This window comes from Methyloversatilis discipulorum, from assembly GCF_018780585.1.
Taxonomy (GTDB): Bacteria; Pseudomonadota; Gammaproteobacteria; order Burkholderiales; family Rhodocyclaceae; genus Methyloversatilis; species Methyloversatilis discipulorum_B.
The window spans coordinates 72,732-93,250 of the sequence record NZ_JADMJL010000008.1 but is presented as its reverse complement, the minus strand read 5'-3'; the positions used below and the strand labels follow the sequence as shown (position 1 = coordinate 93,250).

Here is a 20,519-nt window from a genome sequence, read left to right as displayed (position 1 = left end):
CGGATGACATGAACCTGTTGATGCAGACCTCCGCCTGGCCCGCACTGCGATCAAAAGCGATCCAGCTGTCGCGCGTGCACCTGCGCAACTTCTTCGAGCAGGACCCCGACCGTTTCGCGCGCTTCTCGCTGCGTTACGACGGCTGGCTGCTCGACTACTCGAAGCAGCGCGTCGACGGCGAAACGATGGCGATGCTGATGGATCTGGTCAGTGCGCTCGACCTGCCGCGCGGCATCCGCGCATTGGCGGCCGGCGACCAGATCAATTTCACCGAGCGCCGCGCCGCACTGCACATGGCGCTGCGCGCCCGCGACGGCGCCCACGCCGACGTCGTACGTGATTGCCGCGCTTCGCTCGAACACTGGGTGCGGCTGATCCGGAACCGCGAACTGCTCGGCGCAACCGGCCAGACCATTACCCATATCATCAACCTGGGCATCGGCGGATCCGACCTCGGGCCGCGCCTGGCGATGGAGGCGCTGGAGCCGCAGATCAACGGTCCGGTAGTCAAGTTCGTCGCCAATCTCGATCCGGCCGCCCTCGACCTCGCACTGCGCGACTGCAAACCGGCGCACACCGCCTTCGTCATTTCGTCGAAAAGCTTCACCACGCAGGAAACGCTGGCCAACGCGCAGGTCGCGATGAAATGGCTGGCCGACGGTCTGGGCACGGCCGGCGTCGGCCAGCACCTGTTCGCCGTCACCAACCGCCCGGCGGCTGCCCAGGAACTGGGCGTGCCGGCCCAGCGCTGCCTCTTCCTGCCGGAATGGGTCGGCGGGCGCTATTCCGTCTGGTCCTCGATCTCGCTGCCGCTGGCCTGCGCCATCGGTATGCAGGCCTTCGGCGAAATGCTCGACGGCGCACGCGACATGGACGAGCACTTCACGCGCGCGCCGATGAACGCGAACCTGCCGGTGCTGTTCGGCCTGATCGACTTCTGGAACGCCAGCGGCATGGGTCTGGAAACGCTCGCGGTGCTGCCTTACAGCCACCTGCTGCGCAGTCTGCCGTCCTACCTGCAGCAGCTCGAAATGGAGAGCAATGGCAAGCGCTGCACCTCGACCGGCGAACTGAGCCGGGCGCCCACCTCACCGGTGGTGTGGGGCGGCTCCGGCATCGTCGGCCAGCACGCCTACCACCAGCAGCTCTACCAGGGCACGCGGATGATGCCGATGCATTTCATCGTGCCGCGCGTGGCGCGCGACGAGCGCAGCCGCATGGTGCAACTCAATGCGCTGGCGCAGAGCGCCGCGCTGATGCGCGGCAAGACGCGCGACGAGGCGATGGACGAACTGAAACGCAGCGGTCTGTCCGAGCAGGAGGCCACCCGGCTCGCGCCGCACGTCGCCTGCCCCGGCAACCAGCCGAGCACCACGCTGCTGATGCCGGAGCTGACGCCACGCACGCTGGGCCAGCTGATCGCGCTGTACGAGCACAAGGTGTTCGTGCAGGGCTGGCTGCTCGGCATCAACAGCTTCGATCAGTACGGTGTCGAGTACGGAAAGCAGATGGCGCGCGCGCTGGCGTCGGGCCGACTGCCGCCGGATGCCGACGCGTCGACCCGCGGCCTGTTCGAGGCGCTCGATCACCCGGACGCATGAGCGCAGCGCTGGGGCCGGCGATCAATCATGCCGCCGGTCAGCTGTGGGCCCTCCTGCGGCAGAACGAACGGGCCGTTGCCGCCTTTCGCCGCTGCACCGCGGTCGATCCAGCGCATGTATCCGCCTGGCGCATGATCGGTTTCCTCTGCCAGCAGGATGAGCGACGGTACGACGAGGCCCTGCTCGCCTTCGAACGGTCGGTGGAACTCGCACCGGACGACGCCATCAGCCGCTACAACTTCGGCTTCCTGCTGCATCGCCGCGGCGAACGCGAACAGGCGCTGGCGCAGATGACCATCGCAGTGCGCCTGCACCCCGCGCTCGATCAGGCCTGGTATGGCTGCGGACTGCTGCTGAGCGAACTGGGCAGACCGCAGGAGGCGCTGGTCGCGTTGAGACGGGCGGTCGAACTGCAACCCTTCAACGGCAGCGCGAGCTACGCGCTGTGCCAGGCCTGCCGGGCCGTCGGCGACGAAGAAGGCCTGATCACCGAATATCGCCGCATCGGCCAGTACGACCCACGCACCGCCCGCAGACTGGGGAAGGAAATGGGTTTGCCCGACTGAGGCGTCGGTTCAGGGCGCCAGTCGTACACGCGTCCAGTCGGCTCCCTGGCGGCGATAGAGCAGACGGTCGTGCAGGCGGTCGCTGCGCCCCTGCCAGAATTCGATCGCATCCGGATGCAGCCGATAGCCACCCCAGTTTTCCGGGCGCGGCGGCGTCGAGCCGAAGCGCTCTTCGAATTCGCGCACACGCCTGACCAGCGATTCGCGACTGGGGATTTCCCGGCTCTGCGGCGATGCCCATGCTCCCAGCCGGTTGCCCACCGGGCGCAGCGAGTAGTAGGCATCGGATTCTTCCGCACTGACCTTGCTCACCGTGCCCTCGATCCGGATCTGCCGCTCCAGCGCGGCCCAGAACAGCAGCAGGCTTGCGTGCGGGTTGGTCTCGAGCTCGGCGCCCTTGCGGCTGTCGTAATTGGTGAAGAACACGAAGCCGTCCTCGCCATAGCCGCGCAGCAGCACGATGCGCGCGCTCGGGCGCCCGTCGGCGCCGACCGTGGCCAGCGTCATCGCGTTCGGGTCGCGCTCGACCACACGGCCCGCTTCGGCGAACCAGAAACGGAACTGGTCGAGCGGGTTGTCGGCCGCTTCAGTCTCGTCGAGCGAACCGCTGGTGTAGTCGATGCGGTGATGTATCGGGTCCATGGTGTCTCCTTTCCTCATTCCGGCGCGGGCGCGCGTTCGATTCCGGCGATGCGGGTGCCGGCCTGGAGCTTGCGCGCGGCAAACCAGCCGATATTGGTTTCCAGCGCATAGCGCGCCGGACGCTCGGCGCAATGCGATGTTTCGGTCTGCGGCTGCATGTCCGCAATGTTGATGATGTGGCCCTTGTCATCGATGAAGGCCACGCTGAGCGGAATCAAGGTGTTGCGCATCCACATGCAGTGCTTGGCGGCCCGGGTGAACACGAAGAGCATGCCGGCATCGGACGGCATCTCGGTCCGGTGCATCAGGCCGGTCATGCGCGCGGCGTTGGTGTGCGCGACTTCGGCCTTGATGCGATACATGCCCACACCGAGTTCGAGCGTGGGCATGTCGGCGCAGGCACTCAGTGCGCTCAGCGCGAGCAGGCTGCAGAGTAGCGATTTCTTCATGACAGGCAGAACATCCCGATGGTGAATGATGAATGATGCGCGCCAACGACCTCTTGATCGATGTCAGTCTGCAGCAGATGCCCTGAACGGGCCTCATGTGCGCGCGTGTCTCCCGGCGAGAAGCCCGGCCTCGGCGTCCCGCCATTGACCGGGCTGCAGCGAACCGAGCTGCCACGGACCGATGGCGACGCGTATCAGGCGCAGGGTCGGGTGACCGATGGCTGCCGTCATCCGTCGCACCTGGCGGTTGCGCCCCTCGCTGATGGCGATCTCCAACCAGCAGGTCGGCACCGACAGCCGATGGCGCACCGGCGGATTGCGTGGCCACAGATCGTCCGGCTCGGCGATGCGCTCGACCGAGCAGGGCCGGGTCGGTCCGTCCTTCAACTGTAGCCCGCCGCGCATCCGTTCCAGTGCAGCCTCGTCCGGCTCGCGCTCGACCTGCACCCGGTAATGCTTGACCAGCTTGTGCTTCGGATCGGTGATGCGGTGCTGCAGCGCGCCGTCGTCGGTCAGCAGCAGCAGGCCTTCGCTGTCGGTGTCGAGGCGGCCCGCCGGATAGACTCCGGGCATGTCGACGTGATCAGCCAGCGTCGGATGGATGCCATCCGGCGAAAACTGGCAGATCACGCCATAGGGTTTGTTCAGCAGGATCAGACGGCTCACGCACTGGCCACCGGCTGCCCCTGCAGGTGGCCGAAGCGGCGCGCGAAACGCAGTTCCTCCGGGTAGGGGAAGAAGTCCTGGATGTGGCCTTCGCGGATGCGCTGCTGCGTTTCCTGCCAGAATTTCACGTCCAGCAGATCGCGGTGATACTTCAGGAAGGCTGCACGCACCTTGGGCGTGGACAGCAGGAAGGTCGCGAATTCCTCGGGGAAGATGTCGTTGCGCTGCACCGAGTACCACACCTCGCCGGACATTTCGTACTCCGGGCTGGGCGCCGGCGGTATGCGACGGAAGTTGCAGTCGGTTAGGAACTCGATCTCGTCGTAGTCGTAAAACACGACGCGACCGTAGCGGGTGACGCCGAAGTTCTTCCACAGCAGATCGCCGGGGAAGATGTTGGCGACCGCCAGTTCGCGGATCGCGTTGCCGTACTCGTACACCGCGTGGTCGATCTGCTCCTCGTTCGCCGTTTCCAGAAAGATGTTGAGCGGAATCATCCGTCGTTCGATGTAGCAGTGGCGGATAACCAGCGTGTCGCCATCGCGCTCTATCATCGACGGGGCCAGCTGGTCCAGCTGGTCCAGCAGTTCGGGCGAGAAGCGGTGGGCCGGCAGCGCGATGTCCGAGTACTCGATGGTGTCGGCCATGCGGCCGACACGGTCCACCTGCTTCACCATCAGGAACTTCTTCTTCACCGTCGCCCGGTCAGTGTCCTTCGAACTGCCGAACTTGTCCTTGATGATCTTGAATACATACGGATAGGACGGAAGCATGAACACCAGCATGACCAGACCGCGGATGCCCGGCGCCTCGACGAAGTTGTCGTTCGAGTGACGCAGATGGTTGATCAGGTCGCGGAAGAACATCGTCTTCCCCTGCTTGCCCAGCCCGAGCATCGTGTAGAGCTCCGAGCGCGGCTTCTTCGGCATCAGTGTGCGCAGGAAATGCACGTTCGCCGAAGGCACCTGCATGTCGGCCATGAAGTAGGCGCGCGACAGCGAGAACATCACGCTGACGCGCCAGGGCTCCAGCAGGATGGTGTCGAGGAAGAGCCCGCCTTTGCGGTCATGCAGCACGGTGACCATGAACGGATACTCGAGGTGACCGTTGATCGCCTTGCCGATCACGTAGGCGGCCTTGTTACGGTAGTAGGCGGAATTCAGTACCTGGATCTGCAGATTGGCCTCGCGCGCCGGCCAGTCGCCGCCAACGTGCTCGAGTGCCGCGCGCATGATGTAGTCGACGTCGCGGTCCAGGTCGGTGAAATGACGCTGCCAGTCGAAGTCGATGAAGATCTGCTTCACCGCGGCGCGCAGACCGGTCTGGTTCGGGTAGTAGCTGCGCCAGGTCGGCGGAGAGCTCTCGATCAGTTCGGTCGAGATGGCCGGACGCACGAAGATGAAGTCGTTGTGAAAGTATTTGCGATGCAGGATCTTCGTCGTGACCGAATTGAAGAAGGTTTCGGCCAGCTCCGGTTGCCGGTGGTTCACCAGCAGGCCGATGTAGAGCAGCTTCACCTGCTGCCAGGTGTTGTCGTCCAGCGAGTCGGCGTGGAACTCGTTGTGGAGCCGGTCCACACACTCGCGCACACGGTCGTCGTAATACTGAATGCGCTCGCGGATGCAGCGCTGCTGCCCCGGCCAGTCCGCCTGTTCGAACCGTTGTTTGGCCGTACCGCTGACGGCACGGAACAGCGTGTAGTGCTTGTCGAAGCCGTCAATCAGCGCCTGTGCGATGGCCAGCGCAACCTGATTCTGCCCGGCAGGAAGATTCATGGCAAGTCCGCTCGTATCGTCAAGCGCGGGATTCTAATGGGCGCGCGCACGCCGCGGTGCGGAACACGCGGCCGACAGGAATGTCGCATCATTTCTTGATTGGGGGATAATCGCGGGAGCCCGCCGGCGGCAACACCGTCACAGGGCCAATAACCAGACAACACACCAAGGAGCTGGATGGCATGAGTACCACTCACATCAAGATTCCCGCCGAGGGGACAAAAATCGTTGCCGGCCAGCCGATGCCGGACAATCCCATCATTCCGTTCATCGAAGGTGATGGCATCGGCGTGGACATCACGCCGGTGATGAAGGACGTCGTCGATGCCGCCGTGGCCAAGGCCTACGGTGGCAAGCGCAAGATCACCTGGATGGAGGTCTACGCCGGTGAGAAGGCCACCCGCATGTACGGCCCGGACGTCTGGCTTCCGGAAGACACGCTGGCCGCGCTGAAGGAATACGTCGTTTCGATCAAGGGTCCGATGACGACGCCGGTCGGCGGCGGCATCCGTTCGCTGAACGTGGCGCTGCGCCAGGAACTTGACCTCTACGTCTGCCTGCGCCCGGTGCGCTACTTCAAGGGCGTGCCCAGCCCGGTCAAGCAGCCGGACCTGATCGACATGGTCATCTTCCGCGAGAACACCGAAGACATCTACGCCGGCATCGAATGGCAGGCGGAATCGGACAATGCGCGCAAGGTGATCAAGTTCCTGCGCGACGAAATGGGCGTCAAGAAGATCCGCTTCCCGGAGACCTCCGCCATCGGCATCAAGCCGGTGTCGCGCGAAGGCTCGGAGCGCCTGATTCGCAAGGCCCTGCAGTACGCCGTCGACAATGACCGCAAGTCGGTCACGCTGGTGCACAAGGGCAACATCATGAAGTTCACCGAAGGCGGCTTCCGCGACTTCGGCTACGCGCTCGCGCAGAACGAGTTCGGCGCCGAGCCGATCGACGGCGGACCGTGGTGCAAGTTCAAGAACCCGAACACCGGCCGCGACATCATCGTCAAGGACGCCATCGCCGACGCTTTCCTGCAGCAGATCCTGCTGCGACCGGCCGACTACGACGTGATCGCGACGCTGAACCTGAACGGCGACTACATCTCCGACGCGCTGGCGGCGCAGGTCGGTGGCATCGGCATCGCCCCGGGCGCCAACATTTCGGACGCCTATGCAGTGTTCGAAGCCACCCACGGCACGGCACCGAAGTACGCCGGCCTGGACAAGGTGAATCCGGGATCGCTCATCCTGTCGGCCGAAATGATGCTGCGTCACATGGGCTGGCTGGAAGCGGCCGACCTCATCATCGCGTCGATGGAACGCGCCATCGGCGACAAGCAGGTCACCTACGACTTTGCCCGCCTGATGGACGGTGCGAACGAAGTGTCGTGCTCGGAATTCGGGCGCGCCATGATCGCCCGCATGTAACGGTGACAGCGGGCGTCGCAGGACGCCCAGCTGCAGAAAAAAAAAACCCGGCTTGCGCCGGGTTTTTTTTTCCGAATCCTCAGGACCGGATCAAGCAGCCTGGATGTTCGCGGCCTGCTTGCCCTTGGGTCCCTGGGTCACGTCGAACGTCACCTTCTGGCCTTCCTTCAGGGTCTTGAAACCACCCATCTGGATCGCCGAGAAATGAGCGAACAGATCTTCGCTGCCATCATCCGGCGTGATGAAGCCGTAACCCTTGGAATCGTTGAACCACTTAACAGTACCAGTTGCCATTGATCTTATCCTCTCAACCTCTCAAATGAGCCGAAGCTCCCGTACATGTTTGTACTTCAAGTTCTGATGTTCTGACCCCGGGAACTACCGACCGCGCCGGAACTCGACAACGGTCTAGGACTGCGACCACTCGAGAGCTTGAACCAAACACAGAACGGCTTTTAGCCCAGATGAAGCAGGCGGTCAACACGTTTCCATGCTGCACCACGGCAGACTTTTGCGACGATTTTCCGGCCATCTTGGACAGCGTTCATCGAAGCGTCGAAAGCTGTCGGCGCACGCTTGCCGGAACGCGTTGTCCAAAGACGTGAACAGGCGGTGCGCGATGTCGCGAAACAGCGGAAAAGCGACACAGCTTCTCGTGTTGCACACCCGATGTTTGTGATTAGAATGGGACCATGGTTACACGCAGGCAGGACGATTCACTCCTCGAGCTTGAAAAGACACGGGTCAAGCCCCCACCTCTGTTCAAGGTCATGGTGCTGAATGACGATTACACCCCGATGGACTTCGTGGTTGGAGTCCTTCAGAAGTTTTTCGGCATGAACCGGGAACAGGCCACGCGCGTCATGCTCAAGGTACATACGGAGGGGGCCGGCGTATGCGGCATCTACCCCAAGGACGTTGCAGCATCGAAAGTGGAACAGGTGTGTACCTTTGCGCGCCAGCATCAGCATCCGCTGGCGTGCGTGATGGAGGAAAATTGAAATGATCGCGCAGGAGTTGGAAGTCAGCCTTCACATGGCCTTTGTCGAAGCGAGACAGAAGCGCCATGAATTCATCACGGTCGAGCACCTGCTGCTCGCCCTGCTCGACAATCCTTCGGCAGCGGAAGTGCTCCGTGCCTGCGCAGTGAACATCGATGAGCTGCGCAAGGAACTGTCGGCCTTCATCAACGAGCACACGCCGGTCGTCGATGGCAGCGAAGAGATCGACACCCAGCCGACACTCGGCTTCCAGCGCGTGATCCAGCGCGCCATCCTGCACGTGCAGTCCTCGGGCAAGAAGGAAGTGACCGGTGCCAACGTGCTGGTCGCCATCTTCGGCGAGAAGGATTCGCACGCCGTGTATTTCCTGCAACGTCAGGGCGTGACCCGCCTCGACATCGTGAACTTCATTTCGCACGGCATCACCAAGGCGGCCCAGCCGGCCGCTGCGGCGAAGCCCGAGTCGGAACAGGGCGAGCAGGAACAGGAAGGCGGCCAGGCGGGCGGCGCGCTCGACAGCTTCACGCAGAACCTGAACGCACAGGCGCTGATGGGCAAGATCGATCCGCTGATCGGTCGCGACCACGAACTCGAGCGCGTGATCCAGACGCTGTGCCGTCGGCGCAAGAACAATCCACTGCTGGTGGGCGAAGCCGGCGTCGGCAAGACCGCCATTGCCGAAGGGCTCGCACGCCGCATCATCGAAGGCCGCGTGCCGGACATCCTGGCCGACGCGACCATCTACGCGCTGGACATGGGCGCCCTGCTCGCCGGCACCAAGTACCGCGGCGATTTCGAACAGCGTCTGAAGTCGGTGCTGAAGCAGTTGCTCGACAACCCGAACGCGATCCTGTTCATCGACGAAATCCACACGCTGATCGGTGCGGGCGCCGCCTCGGGCGGAACGCTCGACGCGTCCAACCTGCTGAAGCCGGCGCTGTCGTCGGGCCAGCTGAAGTGCATCGGCGCGACCACCTACACCGAATATCGCGGTGTGTTTGAGAAGGACCACGCCCTGTCACGCCGCTTCCAGAAGATCGACGTGACCGAGCCCAGCGTCGAGGAGACCGTGTCCATCCTCAAGGGGCTGAAGTCGCGTTTCGAACAGCATCACGGCGTCAAGTACTCGTCGACAGCGTTGTCGTCAGCGGCCGAACTGTCGGCGCGCTACATCAACGACCGTCACCTGCCGGACAAGGCGATCGACGTGATCGACGAAGCCGGGGCTGCGCAACGCGTACTGCCAAAATCGAAGCAGAAGAAGGTGATCGGCAAGACCGAGATCGAGGAAATCGTTGCCAAGATCGCACGCGTGCCGTCGCAGCATGTGTCGAACGACGACCGCTCGGCGCTGCGCAACCTCGACCGCGACCTGAAGAACATGGTGTTCGGTCAGGACAACGCGATCGATGCGCTGGCCACCGCCATCAAGATGTCGCGCTCCGGCCTGGGCAATCCGAACAAGCCGATCGGCTCCTTCCTGTTCAGCGGCCCGACCGGCGTCGGCAAGACCGAAGTCGCTCGCCAGCTTGCCTACTGCATGGGCATCGAACTGATCCGCTTCGACATGTCCGAGTACATGGAGCGTCACGCGGTCAGTCGGTTGATCGGCGCACCTCCGGGCTATGTCGGCTTCGACCAGGGCGGCCTGCTGACCGAGGCAGTGACCAAGAAGCCGCACTCTGTGCTGCTGCTCGACGAAATCGAGAAAGCTCACCCGGACATCTTCAACATCCTGCTGCAGGTGATGGACCACGGCACGCTGACCGACAACAATGGTCGTCAGGCCGATTTCCGTAACGTGGTCATCATCATGACGACCAACGCCGGCCAGGAGACGCTGCAGAAATCCGTCATCGGCTTCACGACGGAACGCCAGCCGGGCGACGAGATGGCCGACATCAAGCGCCTGTTCACGCCGGAGTTCCGCAACCGCCTGGACGCCATCATTTCGTTCAAGCCGCTGGACCGCGAGATCATCCTGCGCGTGGTCGACAAGTTCCTGATGCAGCTGGAAGGTCAGTTGCAGGAGAAGAAGGTCGACGTGCAGTTCTCGGAAGAGCTGCGCAGCTGGCTGGCCGAAGCGGGCTTCGATCCGTTGATGGGCGCGCGTCCGATGGCACGCCTGATCCAGGACACCATCCGCTCCGCGCTGGCAGACGAACTGCTGTTCGGTCGCCTGACCAGCGGCGGTAAGGTGACCATCGACCTCGACGACGACAAGAAGGTGAAACTGGTGTTCGACGAGGAAGAACTCGCGACGCCCGCCTGATAGGCGCACACACCTGCAACCGAGGCGGCCATAATGGCCGCCTCTTTTTTTGCCTGTCACGCCTCCCGAACAGAAAGGACGACTCATGGACATCCACACCGCCGACCTGTGCGACCAATTCGAAAGCGAACTGCGCATCTGCGCACCGATGTTCCGCAGCTACGGCGGCCATGCCGCCTTCGGTGGCCAGATCACGACACTGAAGCTGTTCGAGGACAACGGTCTGGTTCGCAAGGCGCTGGAAGCGCCGGGCAACGGCCGCGTGCTGGTGGTCGATGGGGGCGGTTCGATGCGCCGCGCGCTGGTCGGCGACCAGATCGCCGCCCTGGCGGTGAAGAACGGCTGGGCCGGCATCGTCGTCTACGGCTGCATCCGCGACTCGGCGGCGATCGGCGAGATGGATATCGGTGTCTGCGCGCTCGGCACTCATCCGCTGAAGACGGTCAAGCGCAATGAAGGTCAGGCCGACCTCACCGTGAGCTTCGGCGGCATCGACTTCGTACCCGGCCAGTACCTTTATGCCGACGCCGATGGCGTCATCGTCTGCCCGCGGCCGCTGATCTGAGTGTGCGTTCGGCCGGCACTCGCGACCCGGTGTCGGCGGCGCCTTTCGCAGCGCACAAGTTTCTGCAGATTTTTCTGCACTTTTTCACACATGCAACAGAGCAGACAAGACAAGTCTTTGTTTTATTTAAAAACACGACTTCTTATGTCTTATACAAGACCTCTTGTTGCTTTGCCAAAGCCTCTTTATACTTGAGCCCGTCACGATAGCCGCCCGGTTCCATTCATCGGTCGGCTTCCCGGGCGCCCGGTCTGCTTGCTGCCAACCGCTGCGACAGGCCCTCGCGGGTTTCGTGGATCGGCCCGCATCGGTTCATCGGCCGAAGGATGCCCGGACCGCACGGTCCGGCATGGGTGTCAGCACCGTTTCAGGAAGCATTTCAAAGTCAGGGCTTACGGGTGGCGCAGGCTGCCTGTTCGGGTTGTTTTTTTCTTCGAGGACATGCAATGAGCACGAAAGAACAGGAAATCGCCAAGATTCAGAAGGATTGGGACGAGAACCCCCGCTGGAAGGGCATCAAGCGCGGTTACACCGCCGAGGATGTCTATCGCCTGCGCGGCTCCTTCCCGGTCGAGTACACGCTGGCCCGCCGCGGTGCGGAAAAGCTGTGGGATCTGGTCAACAACGAGCCGTTCATCAACTGCCTGGGCGCGCTGACCGGTGGTCAGGCCATGCAGCAGGTGAAGGCCGGCGTCAAGGCGATCTACCTGTCGGGCTGGCAAGTCGCTGCCGACAACAACTCGTACGAAGCGATGTACCCGGACCAGTCGCTGTACCCGGTTGACTCGGTGCCGACCGTGGTGAGCCGCATCAACAACAGCTTCAAGCGCGCTGACGAAATCCAGCACGCCAAGGGCGTGTACGCTGGCGACAAGGGCTACATCGACTACTTCGCCCCGATCGTGGCGGACGCCGAAGCGGGTTTCGGCGGCGTGCTGAACGCCCACGAACTGATGAAGGCGATGATCCGCGCTGGCGCTGCCGGCGTGCACTTCGAAGACCAGCTGGCCTCCGTGAAGAAGTGCGGTCACATGGGTGGCAAGGTGCTCGTGCCGACCCAGGAAGCCGTGCAGAAGCTGATCGCCGCCCGTCTGGCTGCCGACGTCTACGGCGTCCCGACCCTGATCCTGGCCCGCACCGACGCGGAAGCCGCCGATCTGCTGACCAGCGACTGCGATCCGATCGACAAGCCCTTCGTCACCGGTGAGCGCACCGCCGAAGGCTTCTACAAGACCAAGAAGGGTCTGGAACAAGCCATCTCGCGCGGTCTGGCCTATGCCCCGTACGCCGACCTGATCTGGTGCGAGACCGGCACGCCTGACCTGGCTTTCGCCAAGGCTTTCGCCGACGCGATCCACGCCAAGTTCCCGGGCAAGATGCTGGCCTACAACTGCTCGCCGTCGTTCAACTGGAAGAAGAACCTCGACGACGCGACCATCGCCAAGTTCCAGCGCGAGCTGGGCGCGATGGGCTACAAGTACCAGTTCATCACCCTCGCCGGCATCCACAACATGTGGTACCACATGTTCGATCTGGCCCAGGACTACGTGGCCCGCGGCATGTCCGCCTACGTGGAAAAGGTTCAGGAGCCGGAATTCGCTGCTCGCGACCGCGGCTACACCTTCGTGTCGCACCAGCAGGAAGTCGGCACCGGCTACTTCGACGACGTGACCACCACCATCCAGGGTGGCACTTCGTCGGTGACCGCGCTGACCGGTTCGACCGAAGAAGAGCAGTTCCACTGAGATGGACCGGACCCGCGACAGCGGGTCTGCTGAAGTGAAAAAGCCGCCCGGCTCTCGCCGGGCGGCTTTTTTGTGTCCTCTTCTTTAATCCTCGACCGGCTGCGGCAGATCGGGAATGAACGTGCCGCCGGATTCCCAGTAAGCCAGATCGCCGTAGGTGATCTTCAGCAGATCGACGAAGAGCCGCACCCGCAAGGGCAGATGGCGACGCTGCGGAAACAGCGCGTAGATGCCCATGGGCGGCGCTGCGAAATCGCCAAGCACTTCGACCAGCGCCCCGTTCGCCAGGTCCTCGCGCACTTCCCAGTACGAGCGCCAGGCCAGGCCCAACCCGCTCAGTGCCCAGTCGCGCAGCACCGCACCATCATTGCATTCGACCAGATGGGTGATGCGCAGCGTGATCGGCTCGCCGTGCGCCATGAAACTCCAGCCACGCGCCTGCGAGCGGTTCGGCCCGAGGCCGAGGCAGCGATGCTGCAGGAGGTCATACGGGTGCCCGGGTTTGCCGAAACGCGCGAGGTAATCCGGGCTGGCGACGACGACGCGTCGGGTCTCGCCCAATTTGATACTGATCATGCTGGAATCGGGCAGGCTGCCGATACGCACCGCACAGTCCACGTTTTCGTTCACCAGATCGACCATGCGGTCGGTCAGATCGAGCGAAATCTTGACCTCGGGATTCAGCGCCATGAAGCGCTTCACCAGCGGCGCGACGTGGCGCCGGCCGAAGCCAGCCGGCGCGCTGACGCGTAACAGACCCGTGGCCCTCGCACCGCCGGCGGTCACTGCCGCATCCGCACTCGCCAGCTCGTTGAGGATGCGCTGGCAATCCTCCAGATAGGCACTGCCTTCGTGCGTCAGCGTGAGCTTGCGCGTAGTGCGCAGCATCAATTTGACGCCCAGCCTCTCTTCCAGCGCATCCATGCGCCGCCCGATGACGGCCGGCTGCACGCCTTCGAGCTTCGCAACCGCCGAAAGACTGCCATGCGCTGCAACCGAAACGAAGGACTCTATCTCCTTGAAGCGATCCATTTTGTACTAAAAGTAAAAGATAAATGTACTTAAGGAAAGCTTAACGGATGCATAAGGAAAGTCTAGTATTTGTGCAGATGCAGCAATTCATGCCGGGCACAACCTGGTCTGATGCATCGGACGTTAGACCCCGGTCCTCCCGTCCGCACCGTGCGCAACCCGCCCGCTGCGGCACACCCGCCCGACGACGGCACCACCGCCGCCGATCGGGTGTGAGGGACGGCCAACCTGTCCGGAGCACGGAGCAAGAACGCTCACGTCATACCGGCTCTCGAACCGTTATCGGAGCGCACGCACATGACTATCGCTGAATCTGCAGACAAGCTGAACCGGGCCATGGATCTGCCCGCCGGTGTGAGCATCGCCGCTCCGGTCAGCGCCGAATACCAGACCATCCTGACCTTCGAAGCGCTGTCGCTGCTTGCCCAGCTGCACCGCCAGTTCGAACCGCGTCGCCGCGAACTGCTCGCCGCACGCGTGACCCGCGCTGCGGAGATCGACGCCGGCAAGCCGGTCGATTTCCTGGCTGATACGCTGCACGTGCGCGAAGGCGACTGGAAGATCGCGCCGCTGCCGAAGGCATTGGAATGCCGCCGCATCGAAATCACCGGCCCGACCGAGCGCAAGATGATCATCAATGCGCTGAACGCCGGTGCAGACAGCTACATGAGCGACTTCGAGGATTCGAATTCGCCGACCTGGGACAACCAGGTGCAAGGCCAGATCAACCTGCGTGACGCGGTGCGCGGCACGATCAGCGTCGAGTACAAGGGCAAGACCTACAAGCTGAACGACAAGGTTGCCGTGCTGCAGGTGCGCCCGCGCGGCTGGCACCTCGACGAAAAGCACGTGACCGTCGACGGTCAGCGCGTGTCCGGTGGTCTGTTCGACTTCTGGCTGTACTTCTATCACAACGCCAAGGAACTGCTCGCCCGCGGCGCCGGCCCCTACTTCTATCTGCCCAAGCTGCAGAGCCACCGCGAAGCCCGCCTGTGGAACGACGTGTTCGTCGCCGCCCAGGAGATGCTCGGCATCCCGCGCGGCACGATCAAGGCGACCGTGCTGGTGGAAACGCTGCACGCCGCTTTCGAGATGGAAGAAATCCTGTACGAACTGCGCGATCACAGCGCGGGCCTGAACGCAGGTCGCTGGGATTACATCTTCTCCTGCATCAAGGTGTTCCGTAACGATCGCGATTTCTGCCTGGCGGACCGCAGCAAGATCACGATGACCGTGCCCTTCATGCGCGCCTACGCACTGTCGCTGATCAAGACCTGCCACAAGCGCGGCGCACCGGCGATCGGCGGCATGAGCGCGCTGATTCCGAACAAGAACGACCCGGACGCCAACGAGAAGGCGATGGCCGGTATCCGTTCGGACAAGCGCCGCGACGCCAATGACGGCTACGACGGCGGCTGGGTCGCTCACCCGGGCCTGGTGCAGGCAGCGATGGAAGAGTTCGTGTCGGTACTCGGCGACAAGCCGAACCAGATCGAGAAGCAACTCGACGTGAACTATGGCGCCGCCGATCTGCTCGACTTCCGTCCGGAAGGCCCGATCAGCGAAACCGGTCTGCGCACCAACATCAACGTCGGCATCCAGTATCTGGGTGCATGGATGGACGGCAACGGCTGCGTGCCCATCCACGGTCTGATGGAAGATGCAGCGACCGCCGAGATCAGCCGTGCCCAGGTGTGGTCGTGGATCCGCAGCCCGAAGGGCATCCTCGACGATGGCCGCAAGGTGACCGCCGACATGGTGCGCGGCCTGATCCCGCAGGAACTGGACAAGATCCGCGCCCTGCTCGGCGATGCCTATACCGAAACCTACGCCAGTGCCGCCAAGCTGTTCGGCGACATGTGCGTAGCCACCGAACTGGAAGACTTCCTGACGCTGCCGGCTTACGAACGCATGGAGTAAGCCTACCCCTTGCAGCATCACGGACGGCGCCCCAAAAGGGCGCCGTTTTTCGTTGTGGAAGACCGTCGTCGCATCGCCTCGTCCGTCGCGGCCGACACGACGGACGAAAAAAAGCCCGCTCTGCGGCGGGCTCTCATCGGGCAGGACGATCGGCGATCGTCCGGACCGGGATTACTCCATCGGGGTGACCTTGCCCGGGGCGATCTTGCCGTCCGAGCGCCCCTTCAGGTAGGCGTACAGGCTGTCGATCTTCTCGCCCTTCAGGAAGGGGTGCGGAGGCATGCCGCGGTCTGCGTGAGTGCCATCGACGACGATGCCGACGAACTCTTCCTTCGTGTATTTCTTCAGACCTTCGATCAGCGAAGGACCAACCATGCCTTCCTGGTTCGCGCCATGGCAACGCTCACAGGCGGCCGAACGCCACGTCTTCCAGCCCATCAGGGTCTTGGCGTCCACCTTGTTGCCCTCGGCAACCTTGTACGGTGCTTCCTGCGCCATCGCGGTCGAAGCCAGCGCGGCCAGCACGACGGTTGCCAGATGTTTGCGAATCACAATCAGCTCTCCTCAATTGATTGGTGGGTGTTGCAGTGGAAAAAAACGATCTTCCGGTCAAAAGGATTACATGACCTGCGTTGGACCGGGAATAAGTGTCGGCTTATGGCTGGCGCTTTCCTGAACTCGTAAGCTTACCGCGGCACTTCCATTAAAAAAAGGGTTGGCGCCCCTGAACTTGTCAGCGTCCGCCCGTCGATCCGAAACCGCCGTCGCCTCGTTGCGATGCAGCAAAATCAAGCACTTCGCGCAAAGCCACTTGTACAACGGGCACTACGACGAGTTGAGCGATTCGCTCCAGTGGTTGGAGGACAAATTCGCTCGTGCCACGGTTCCACAGCGATACAAAAATTTGCCCCTGGTAGTCGGAGTCGATCAGCCCGACCAGATTGCCCAGCACGATGCCGTGCTTGTGGCCGAGACCGGAGCGCGGCAGCACCATCGCGGCCAGACCGGGATCTTCCAGATGAATTGCGATACCGCTGGGCACCAGCAGCGTCTCGCCCGGACGCAACACGGTGGGCGTGTCTATGCAGGCGCGCAGGTCCAGACCAGCCGAACCGGGGGTTGCATAGGACGGCGGCAATTCGCGCAGTCGCTCGTCGAGAATCTTGTAGTCGAGAGTGGACATCTTCAGTCTTTCAGCAATCGGGAAATGTGTTCGAGGATGGCGCGCGCAATGACCGGCTTGGGTGCTCGTGCAAGCGGATGGCGACCGTCGGCGTCGTAGAGCACGACCGCGTTGTCCTCGCCACCCAGGCCGTCGGCCACCAGATTGCCGACGACCAGCGGCAGCTTCTTGGCCGTCCGCTTGCCTTGTGCATAGGTGTCGAGGTCATGGCTTTCGGCCGCGAAGCCAACGCAGAACGGCGCATCGGCGCGCGCTGCCACATCAGCCAGGATGTCCGGATTGCGCACCATGTCGATCGACAGCGTGTCGGCGCTTTTCTTGATCTTGCGCTCGCTGGGCGCCGCCGGCCGGTAGTCCGCCACCGCGGCAACCGAAATGAAGACATCGCAGGCGGCGTAGCGAGACAGCACTGCCTCGTGCATGGACCGCGCACTGCTCACATCGACACGCTCGACACCGAAGGGCTTCGCCAAGCCGGTCGGTCCGGTGATCAGCGTCACCTCAGCGCCGGCTCTCGCCGCTGCGCACGCCAGCGCGTAGCCCATGCGCCCCGAGCTCAGGTTGGTGACAACGCGCACCGGATCGATGGCCTCGGCCGTCGGTCCGGCCGTGATCAGCACGCGCCTGCCGGCCATCGTCTTCGGCGTGAAATGCGCAAGCACCGCCTCCAGCAGTTCGGCCGGCTCGACCATGCGGCCGAGGCCGACCTCACCGCAGGCCTGCTCGCCCGCCGCCGGCCCGACGACCATGGCGCCATCGCCACGCAGCGTATTCATATTGCGGACGGTCGCCGGGTGCTCCCACATCTGCCGGTTCATCGCGGGTGCGACCATCAGCGCGCACGCTGCGTCACGCGCCAGGCACAGCGTGCTGAGCAGGTCGTCCGCACGCCCCTGCACGAGCTTCGCCATGCAATCGGCCGTGGCGGGTGCGATCAGCAGCAACTGCGCGTCACGGGTGAGATCGATGTGCGCCATGCCATTGGGCATGCGCGCGTCCCACAGGTCCGACCACACGGGCTCGCCGGTGATCGCCTGGAAGGTAGCCGCGCCAATGAAGTGACTCGCCGCCTCCGTCATCACGACCCGCACGCGCGCGCCTTCCTTGATCAGCAAGCGCGCCAGTTCGGCCGACTTGTAGGCTGCTACGCCGCCGGTGACGGCCAGCACGATGGTGCGCCCGGACAGTTCCGCCTTTGCGTTCATGACAATGTAGTATCCTGCGCCGAGTCGACGACGGATTGTAACGCGATGGCGATCAAGGACTGGAGCGCGGAACAGCGGCCGCGCGAGCGACTGCTGCTGCAGGGCGCCGAGGCGCTGTCGTCGGCCGAACTGCTGGCCATCTTCCTGCGCGTCGGCGTCAGCGGGAAATCGGCGGTCGATCTTGCGCGTGACCTGCTGGCGCATTTCGACGACAGCGTGACCTGCATGGCCAACGCCAGCATCGGCGAACTGTGCCGGGTCAAGGGGATGGGGACAGCCAAGGCGGTACAGCTGAAGGCCTCCTTCGAACTGGCACGGCGCGCACTGGGCGAGCAATTGAAGGAGCGCGACGCACTGACCTCACCTCAGGCGGTGCGCGACTGGCTCAAGCTGCGACTGAGCGGACTGGCGCACGAGGTGTTCATGGTGCTGCTGCTCGATGCGCAGAACCGGCTGCTGCAGGCGGTCGAACTGTTCCGCGGCACGCTGACGCAGACCAGCGTCTATCCGCGCGAAGTCGTAAAACTGGCACTGGCGCACAATGCGGCGGCCGTCATCCTCGCCCACAACCATCCGTCCGGCGTTGCGGAGCCGTCCCGCGCGGACGACTTCCTGACGCAGTCGCTGAAGCAGTCCCTGGCGCTGGTCGACGTGCGCGTACTCGACCATGTCATCATCGGCAGCGGCGCGACCTGCTCGTTTGCCGAGCGCGGAATTCTTTGAAGAACTTGAACAAAACCGGATCCGTACTCTATAATCGCGAGCTTTTCCGATTCTGGAGCTCGAAACATGTCCCGCGTTTGCCAAGTTACCGGGAAGTCGCCGATGGTGGGTAACAACGTTTCCCACGCCAACAATAAAACCAAGCGCCGCTTCCTGCCCAATCTCCAGCAACGCCGTTTCTGGCTGGAGTCCGAAGGCCGTTTTGTCAGCCTGCGCGTCAGCACCAAGGGCCTGCGCACGATCGACAAGAAGGGCATCGAAACCGTGCTCGCCGAAATTCGCGCACGCGGCGAAAAGATCTGAGATTTCCGGCCACGCCGGAACAATGCAATCCGGCTCAGCCGGCATAGACAGGAAGGAAAGACGTCATGGCCAAGGGCGGACGCGACAAGATCAAGCTGGAATCCACTGCCGGCACCGGTCATTTCTACACGACCACGAAGAACAAGCGCACCAAGCCTGAGAAGATGGAGATCATGAAGTTCGATCCCAAGGCTCGCAAGCACGTGATGTACAAGGAAACCAAGCTCAAGTAAGGCTTCCTCGCCGCCTGGCGTAATAACCGGGCCGCAATAAAAAACCCGCCGATGGCGGGTTTTTTATTGCCCGCTCGGAACGCAGGCAGCTTACGGAGCGCCGTCTGGCGCTCCGACTTCCGGATCAGCGGACGACCGTCTGCGCCTCACCCTCACCGCAGCGCTCGATGCGGCCGATGCGATAGACGGTCTCGCCGGCCGCGCTCAGCGACTGCGTCGCACGATCGGCATCGGCGGCCGAGACGATCACCACCATGCCGATGCCGCAATTGAACACGCGGTACATTTCCTGCGCCGCCACGTTTCCGGCCTCGCGCAGCCAGGCGAACAGCGGCGGCAGCGTCCACGACGACGCGTCGATGTGCGCCGACAGCCCCGTCGGCAGCACGCGCGGCACGTTGTCGAGCAGGCCGCCGCCGGTAATGTGGGCCATGCCCTTCACCAGCCCGGGCGCTTCCTTCATCAGTGCCAGCAGCGGCTTCACGTAGATGCGGGTCGGTTCGAGCACGGTTTCGCGCAGCGTGCGGCCATGGAAATCGGCATTCAGGTCTGGCGCGTCGCGTTCGAGGATCTTGCGCAGCAGCGAGTAGCCGTTCGAATGCGCGCCGCTGGAGGCCAGTCCGAGCACCACGTCGCCCTCGGCGATGGTTTCGCCGCTGATGAGCTGACTCTTCTCGGCAATACCGACCGCAAAGCCGGCCAGATCGTATTCGCCGGCCGGGTACATGCCGGGCATTTCGGCCGTTTCGCCGCCTATCAACGCACAGCCCGCCAGTTCGCAGCCGCGGGCGATGCCGCCGACCACGCGTGCCGCCGTATCGACGTCGAGCTTGCCGCAGGCGAAGTAGTCAAGGAAGAACACCGGTTCGGCGCCCTGTACCAGAATGTCATTGACGCTCATCGCCACCAGATCCTGGCCTACCGTGTCGTGACCGTCGAGCTGGAAAGCGAGTTTCAGCTTGGTGCCCACACCGTCGGTGCCGGACACCAGCACCGGCTCGCGGTAGTTCTTCGACACCTCGAACAGCGCGCCGAACCCGCCGATGCCGCCGATCACCTCCGGGCGCATCGTGCGCTTGGCCAGCGGCTTGATGCGCTCCACCAGCGCATCGCCGGCATCGATATCCACACCGGCAGCGGCGTAACTGAGGGGAGCGCGGGAATCCTTGGATGAAGTCATGACGTATGAGGCGCCGGGCGCCGGGAAAACA

Annotated in this window: 21 protein-coding genes; 11 read left to right on the top strand and 10 right to left on the bottom strand. The window is 63.3% G+C overall.

The window, feature by feature from the left end; all coding sequences use genetic code 11:
• Positions 1-8: 8 nt before the first annotated feature.
• A complete protein-coding gene (pgi, locus tag IV112_RS02785) occupies positions 9-1,601 on the top strand; it encodes a glucose-6-phosphate isomerase (RefSeq protein ID WP_019918892.1) in 1,593 nt (530 codons plus the stop codon).
• Positions 1,598-2,167 (top strand): tetratricopeptide repeat protein, encoded by a 570-nt coding sequence (locus IV112_RS02780; RefSeq protein WP_304000946.1) that lies wholly within the window; start codon positions 1,598-1,600, stop codon positions 2,165-2,167. Before pgi ends, IV112_RS02780 begins: the two co-directional genes overlap by 4 nt.
• A gap of 9 nt (positions 2,168-2,176) precedes the next feature.
• Here IV112_RS02780 and pdxH read toward each other — a convergent pair whose 3' ends face one another.
• From pdxH to aceK, 4 genes are all read right to left on the bottom strand, one after another.
• A complete protein-coding gene (pdxH, locus tag IV112_RS02775; RefSeq protein ID WP_304000945.1) occupies positions 2,177-2,809 on the bottom strand; it encodes a pyridoxamine 5'-phosphate oxidase in 633 nt (210 codons plus the stop codon).
• 14 nt (positions 2,810-2,823) lie between these two features.
• Positions 2,824-3,258 (bottom strand): DUF192 domain-containing protein, encoded by a 435-nt coding sequence (locus tag IV112_RS02770; protein ID WP_020164073.1) that lies wholly within the window; start codon positions 3,256-3,258, stop codon positions 2,824-2,826.
• A 93-nt stretch (positions 3,259-3,351) separates the two neighbouring features.
• Positions 3,352-3,924, bottom strand: coding sequence for a pseudouridine synthase (locus IV112_RS02765; RefSeq protein ID WP_304000944.1), 573 nt, complete (start codon positions 3,922-3,924; stop codon positions 3,352-3,354).
• Positions 3,921-5,699 (bottom strand): bifunctional isocitrate dehydrogenase kinase/phosphatase, encoded by a 1,779-nt coding sequence (gene aceK, locus IV112_RS02760; protein ID WP_304000943.1) that lies wholly within the window; start codon positions 5,697-5,699, stop codon positions 3,921-3,923. The genes IV112_RS02765 and aceK overlap by 4 nt, the downstream gene beginning before the upstream one ends.
• A 182-nt stretch (positions 5,700-5,881) precedes the next feature.
• On the opposite strand from aceK, the gene icd reads away from it, so the two are divergent.
• Entirely contained in the window at positions 5,882-7,126 is a 1,245-nt protein-coding gene (gene icd, locus IV112_RS02755; RefSeq protein ID WP_024300538.1) for an NADP-dependent isocitrate dehydrogenase, read from the top strand.
• 90 nt (positions 7,127-7,216) lie between these two features.
• On the opposite strand, the gene IV112_RS02750 is transcribed toward icd, so the two are convergent.
• On the bottom strand, positions 7,217-7,420 hold the full coding sequence (locus IV112_RS02750) for a cold-shock protein (protein ID WP_019918899.1): 204 nt from the start codon (positions 7,418-7,420) through the stop codon (positions 7,217-7,219).
• A 398-nt stretch (positions 7,421-7,818) separates the two neighbouring features.
• On the opposite strand from IV112_RS02750, the gene clpS reads away from it, so the two are divergent.
• The 4 genes from clpS (at position 7,819) to aceA (ending at position 12,709) form a co-directional block, all read left to right on the top strand.
• On the top strand, positions 7,819-8,127 hold the full coding sequence (clpS, locus tag IV112_RS02745; protein WP_008061043.1) for an ATP-dependent Clp protease adapter ClpS: 309 nt from the start codon (positions 7,819-7,821) through the stop codon (positions 8,125-8,127).
• A gap of 1 nt (position 8,128) precedes the next feature.
• Positions 8,129-10,399, top strand: a complete 2,271-nt coding sequence (clpA, locus tag IV112_RS02740; protein ID WP_304000942.1) for an ATP-dependent Clp protease ATP-binding subunit ClpA — start codon at positions 8,129-8,131, stop codon at positions 10,397-10,399.
• Between the two features lie 85 nt (positions 10,400-10,484).
• The gene (rraA, locus tag IV112_RS02735; protein ID WP_304000941.1) at positions 10,485-10,964 is read left to right on the top strand and encodes a ribonuclease E activity regulator RraA; all 480 of its coding nucleotides are present in this window, start codon (positions 10,485-10,487) and stop codon (positions 10,962-10,964) included.
• A 446-nt stretch (positions 10,965-11,410) separates the two neighbouring features.
• Positions 11,411-12,709, top strand: coding sequence for an isocitrate lyase (gene aceA, locus IV112_RS02730; RefSeq protein ID WP_019918902.1), 1,299 nt, complete (start codon positions 11,411-11,413; stop codon positions 12,707-12,709).
• 84 nt (positions 12,710-12,793) lie between these two features.
• On the opposite strand, the gene IV112_RS02725 is transcribed toward aceA, so the two are convergent.
• Positions 12,794-13,741 (bottom strand): LysR family transcriptional regulator, encoded by a 948-nt coding sequence (locus IV112_RS02725; RefSeq protein WP_304000940.1) that lies wholly within the window; start codon positions 13,739-13,741, stop codon positions 12,794-12,796.
• A gap of 297 nt (positions 13,742-14,038) precedes the next feature.
• On the opposite strand from IV112_RS02725, the gene aceB reads away from it, so the two are divergent.
• Positions 14,039-15,661, top strand: coding sequence for a malate synthase A (gene aceB / locus IV112_RS02720; protein ID WP_304000939.1), 1,623 nt, complete (start codon positions 14,039-14,041; stop codon positions 15,659-15,661).
• A gap of 171 nt (positions 15,662-15,832) precedes the next feature.
• On the opposite strand, the gene IV112_RS02715 is transcribed toward aceB, so the two are convergent.
• The 3 genes from IV112_RS02715 to coaBC form a co-directional block, all read right to left on the bottom strand.
• Positions 15,833-16,213 (bottom strand): c-type cytochrome, encoded by a 381-nt coding sequence (locus IV112_RS02715; protein ID WP_304000938.1) that lies wholly within the window; start codon positions 16,211-16,213, stop codon positions 15,833-15,835.
• A gap of 181 nt (positions 16,214-16,394) precedes the next feature.
• Positions 16,395-16,844 (bottom strand): dUTP diphosphatase, encoded by a 450-nt coding sequence (gene dut, locus IV112_RS02710; RefSeq protein ID WP_304000937.1) that lies wholly within the window; start codon positions 16,842-16,844, stop codon positions 16,395-16,397.
• Positions 16,845-16,846: 2 nt separating this feature from the next.
• Complete coding sequence (gene coaBC / locus IV112_RS02705) at positions 16,847-18,049, bottom strand: bifunctional phosphopantothenoylcysteine decarboxylase/phosphopantothenate--cysteine ligase CoaBC (RefSeq protein ID WP_304000936.1); 1,203 nt, start codon at positions 18,047-18,049, stop codon at positions 16,847-16,849.
• A gap of 45 nt (positions 18,050-18,094) precedes the next feature.
• On the opposite strand from coaBC, the gene radC reads away from it, so the two are divergent.
• From radC to rpmG, 3 genes are all read left to right on the top strand, one after another.
• A complete protein-coding gene (gene radC / locus IV112_RS02700) occupies positions 18,095-18,772 on the top strand; it encodes a RadC family protein (RefSeq protein ID WP_304000935.1) in 678 nt (225 codons plus the stop codon).
• Between the two features lie 66 nt (positions 18,773-18,838).
• The gene (rpmB, locus tag IV112_RS02695) at positions 18,839-19,075 is read left to right on the top strand and encodes a 50S ribosomal protein L28 (protein WP_024300540.1); all 237 of its coding nucleotides are present in this window, start codon (positions 18,839-18,841) and stop codon (positions 19,073-19,075) included.
• A gap of 65 nt (positions 19,076-19,140) precedes the next feature.
• Positions 19,141-19,308, top strand: coding sequence for a 50S ribosomal protein L33 (rpmG, locus tag IV112_RS02690; protein WP_019918910.1), 168 nt, complete (start codon positions 19,141-19,143; stop codon positions 19,306-19,308).
• A gap of 124 nt (positions 19,309-19,432) precedes the next feature.
• Here rpmG and purM read toward each other — a convergent pair whose 3' ends face one another.
• Positions 19,433-20,488: a phosphoribosylformylglycinamidine cyclo-ligase gene (gene purM / locus IV112_RS02685; protein ID WP_304000934.1), complete on the bottom strand. Its 1,056-nt coding sequence runs from the start codon at positions 20,486-20,488 to the stop codon at positions 19,433-19,435.
• Positions 20,489-20,519 lie beyond the last annotated feature (31 nt).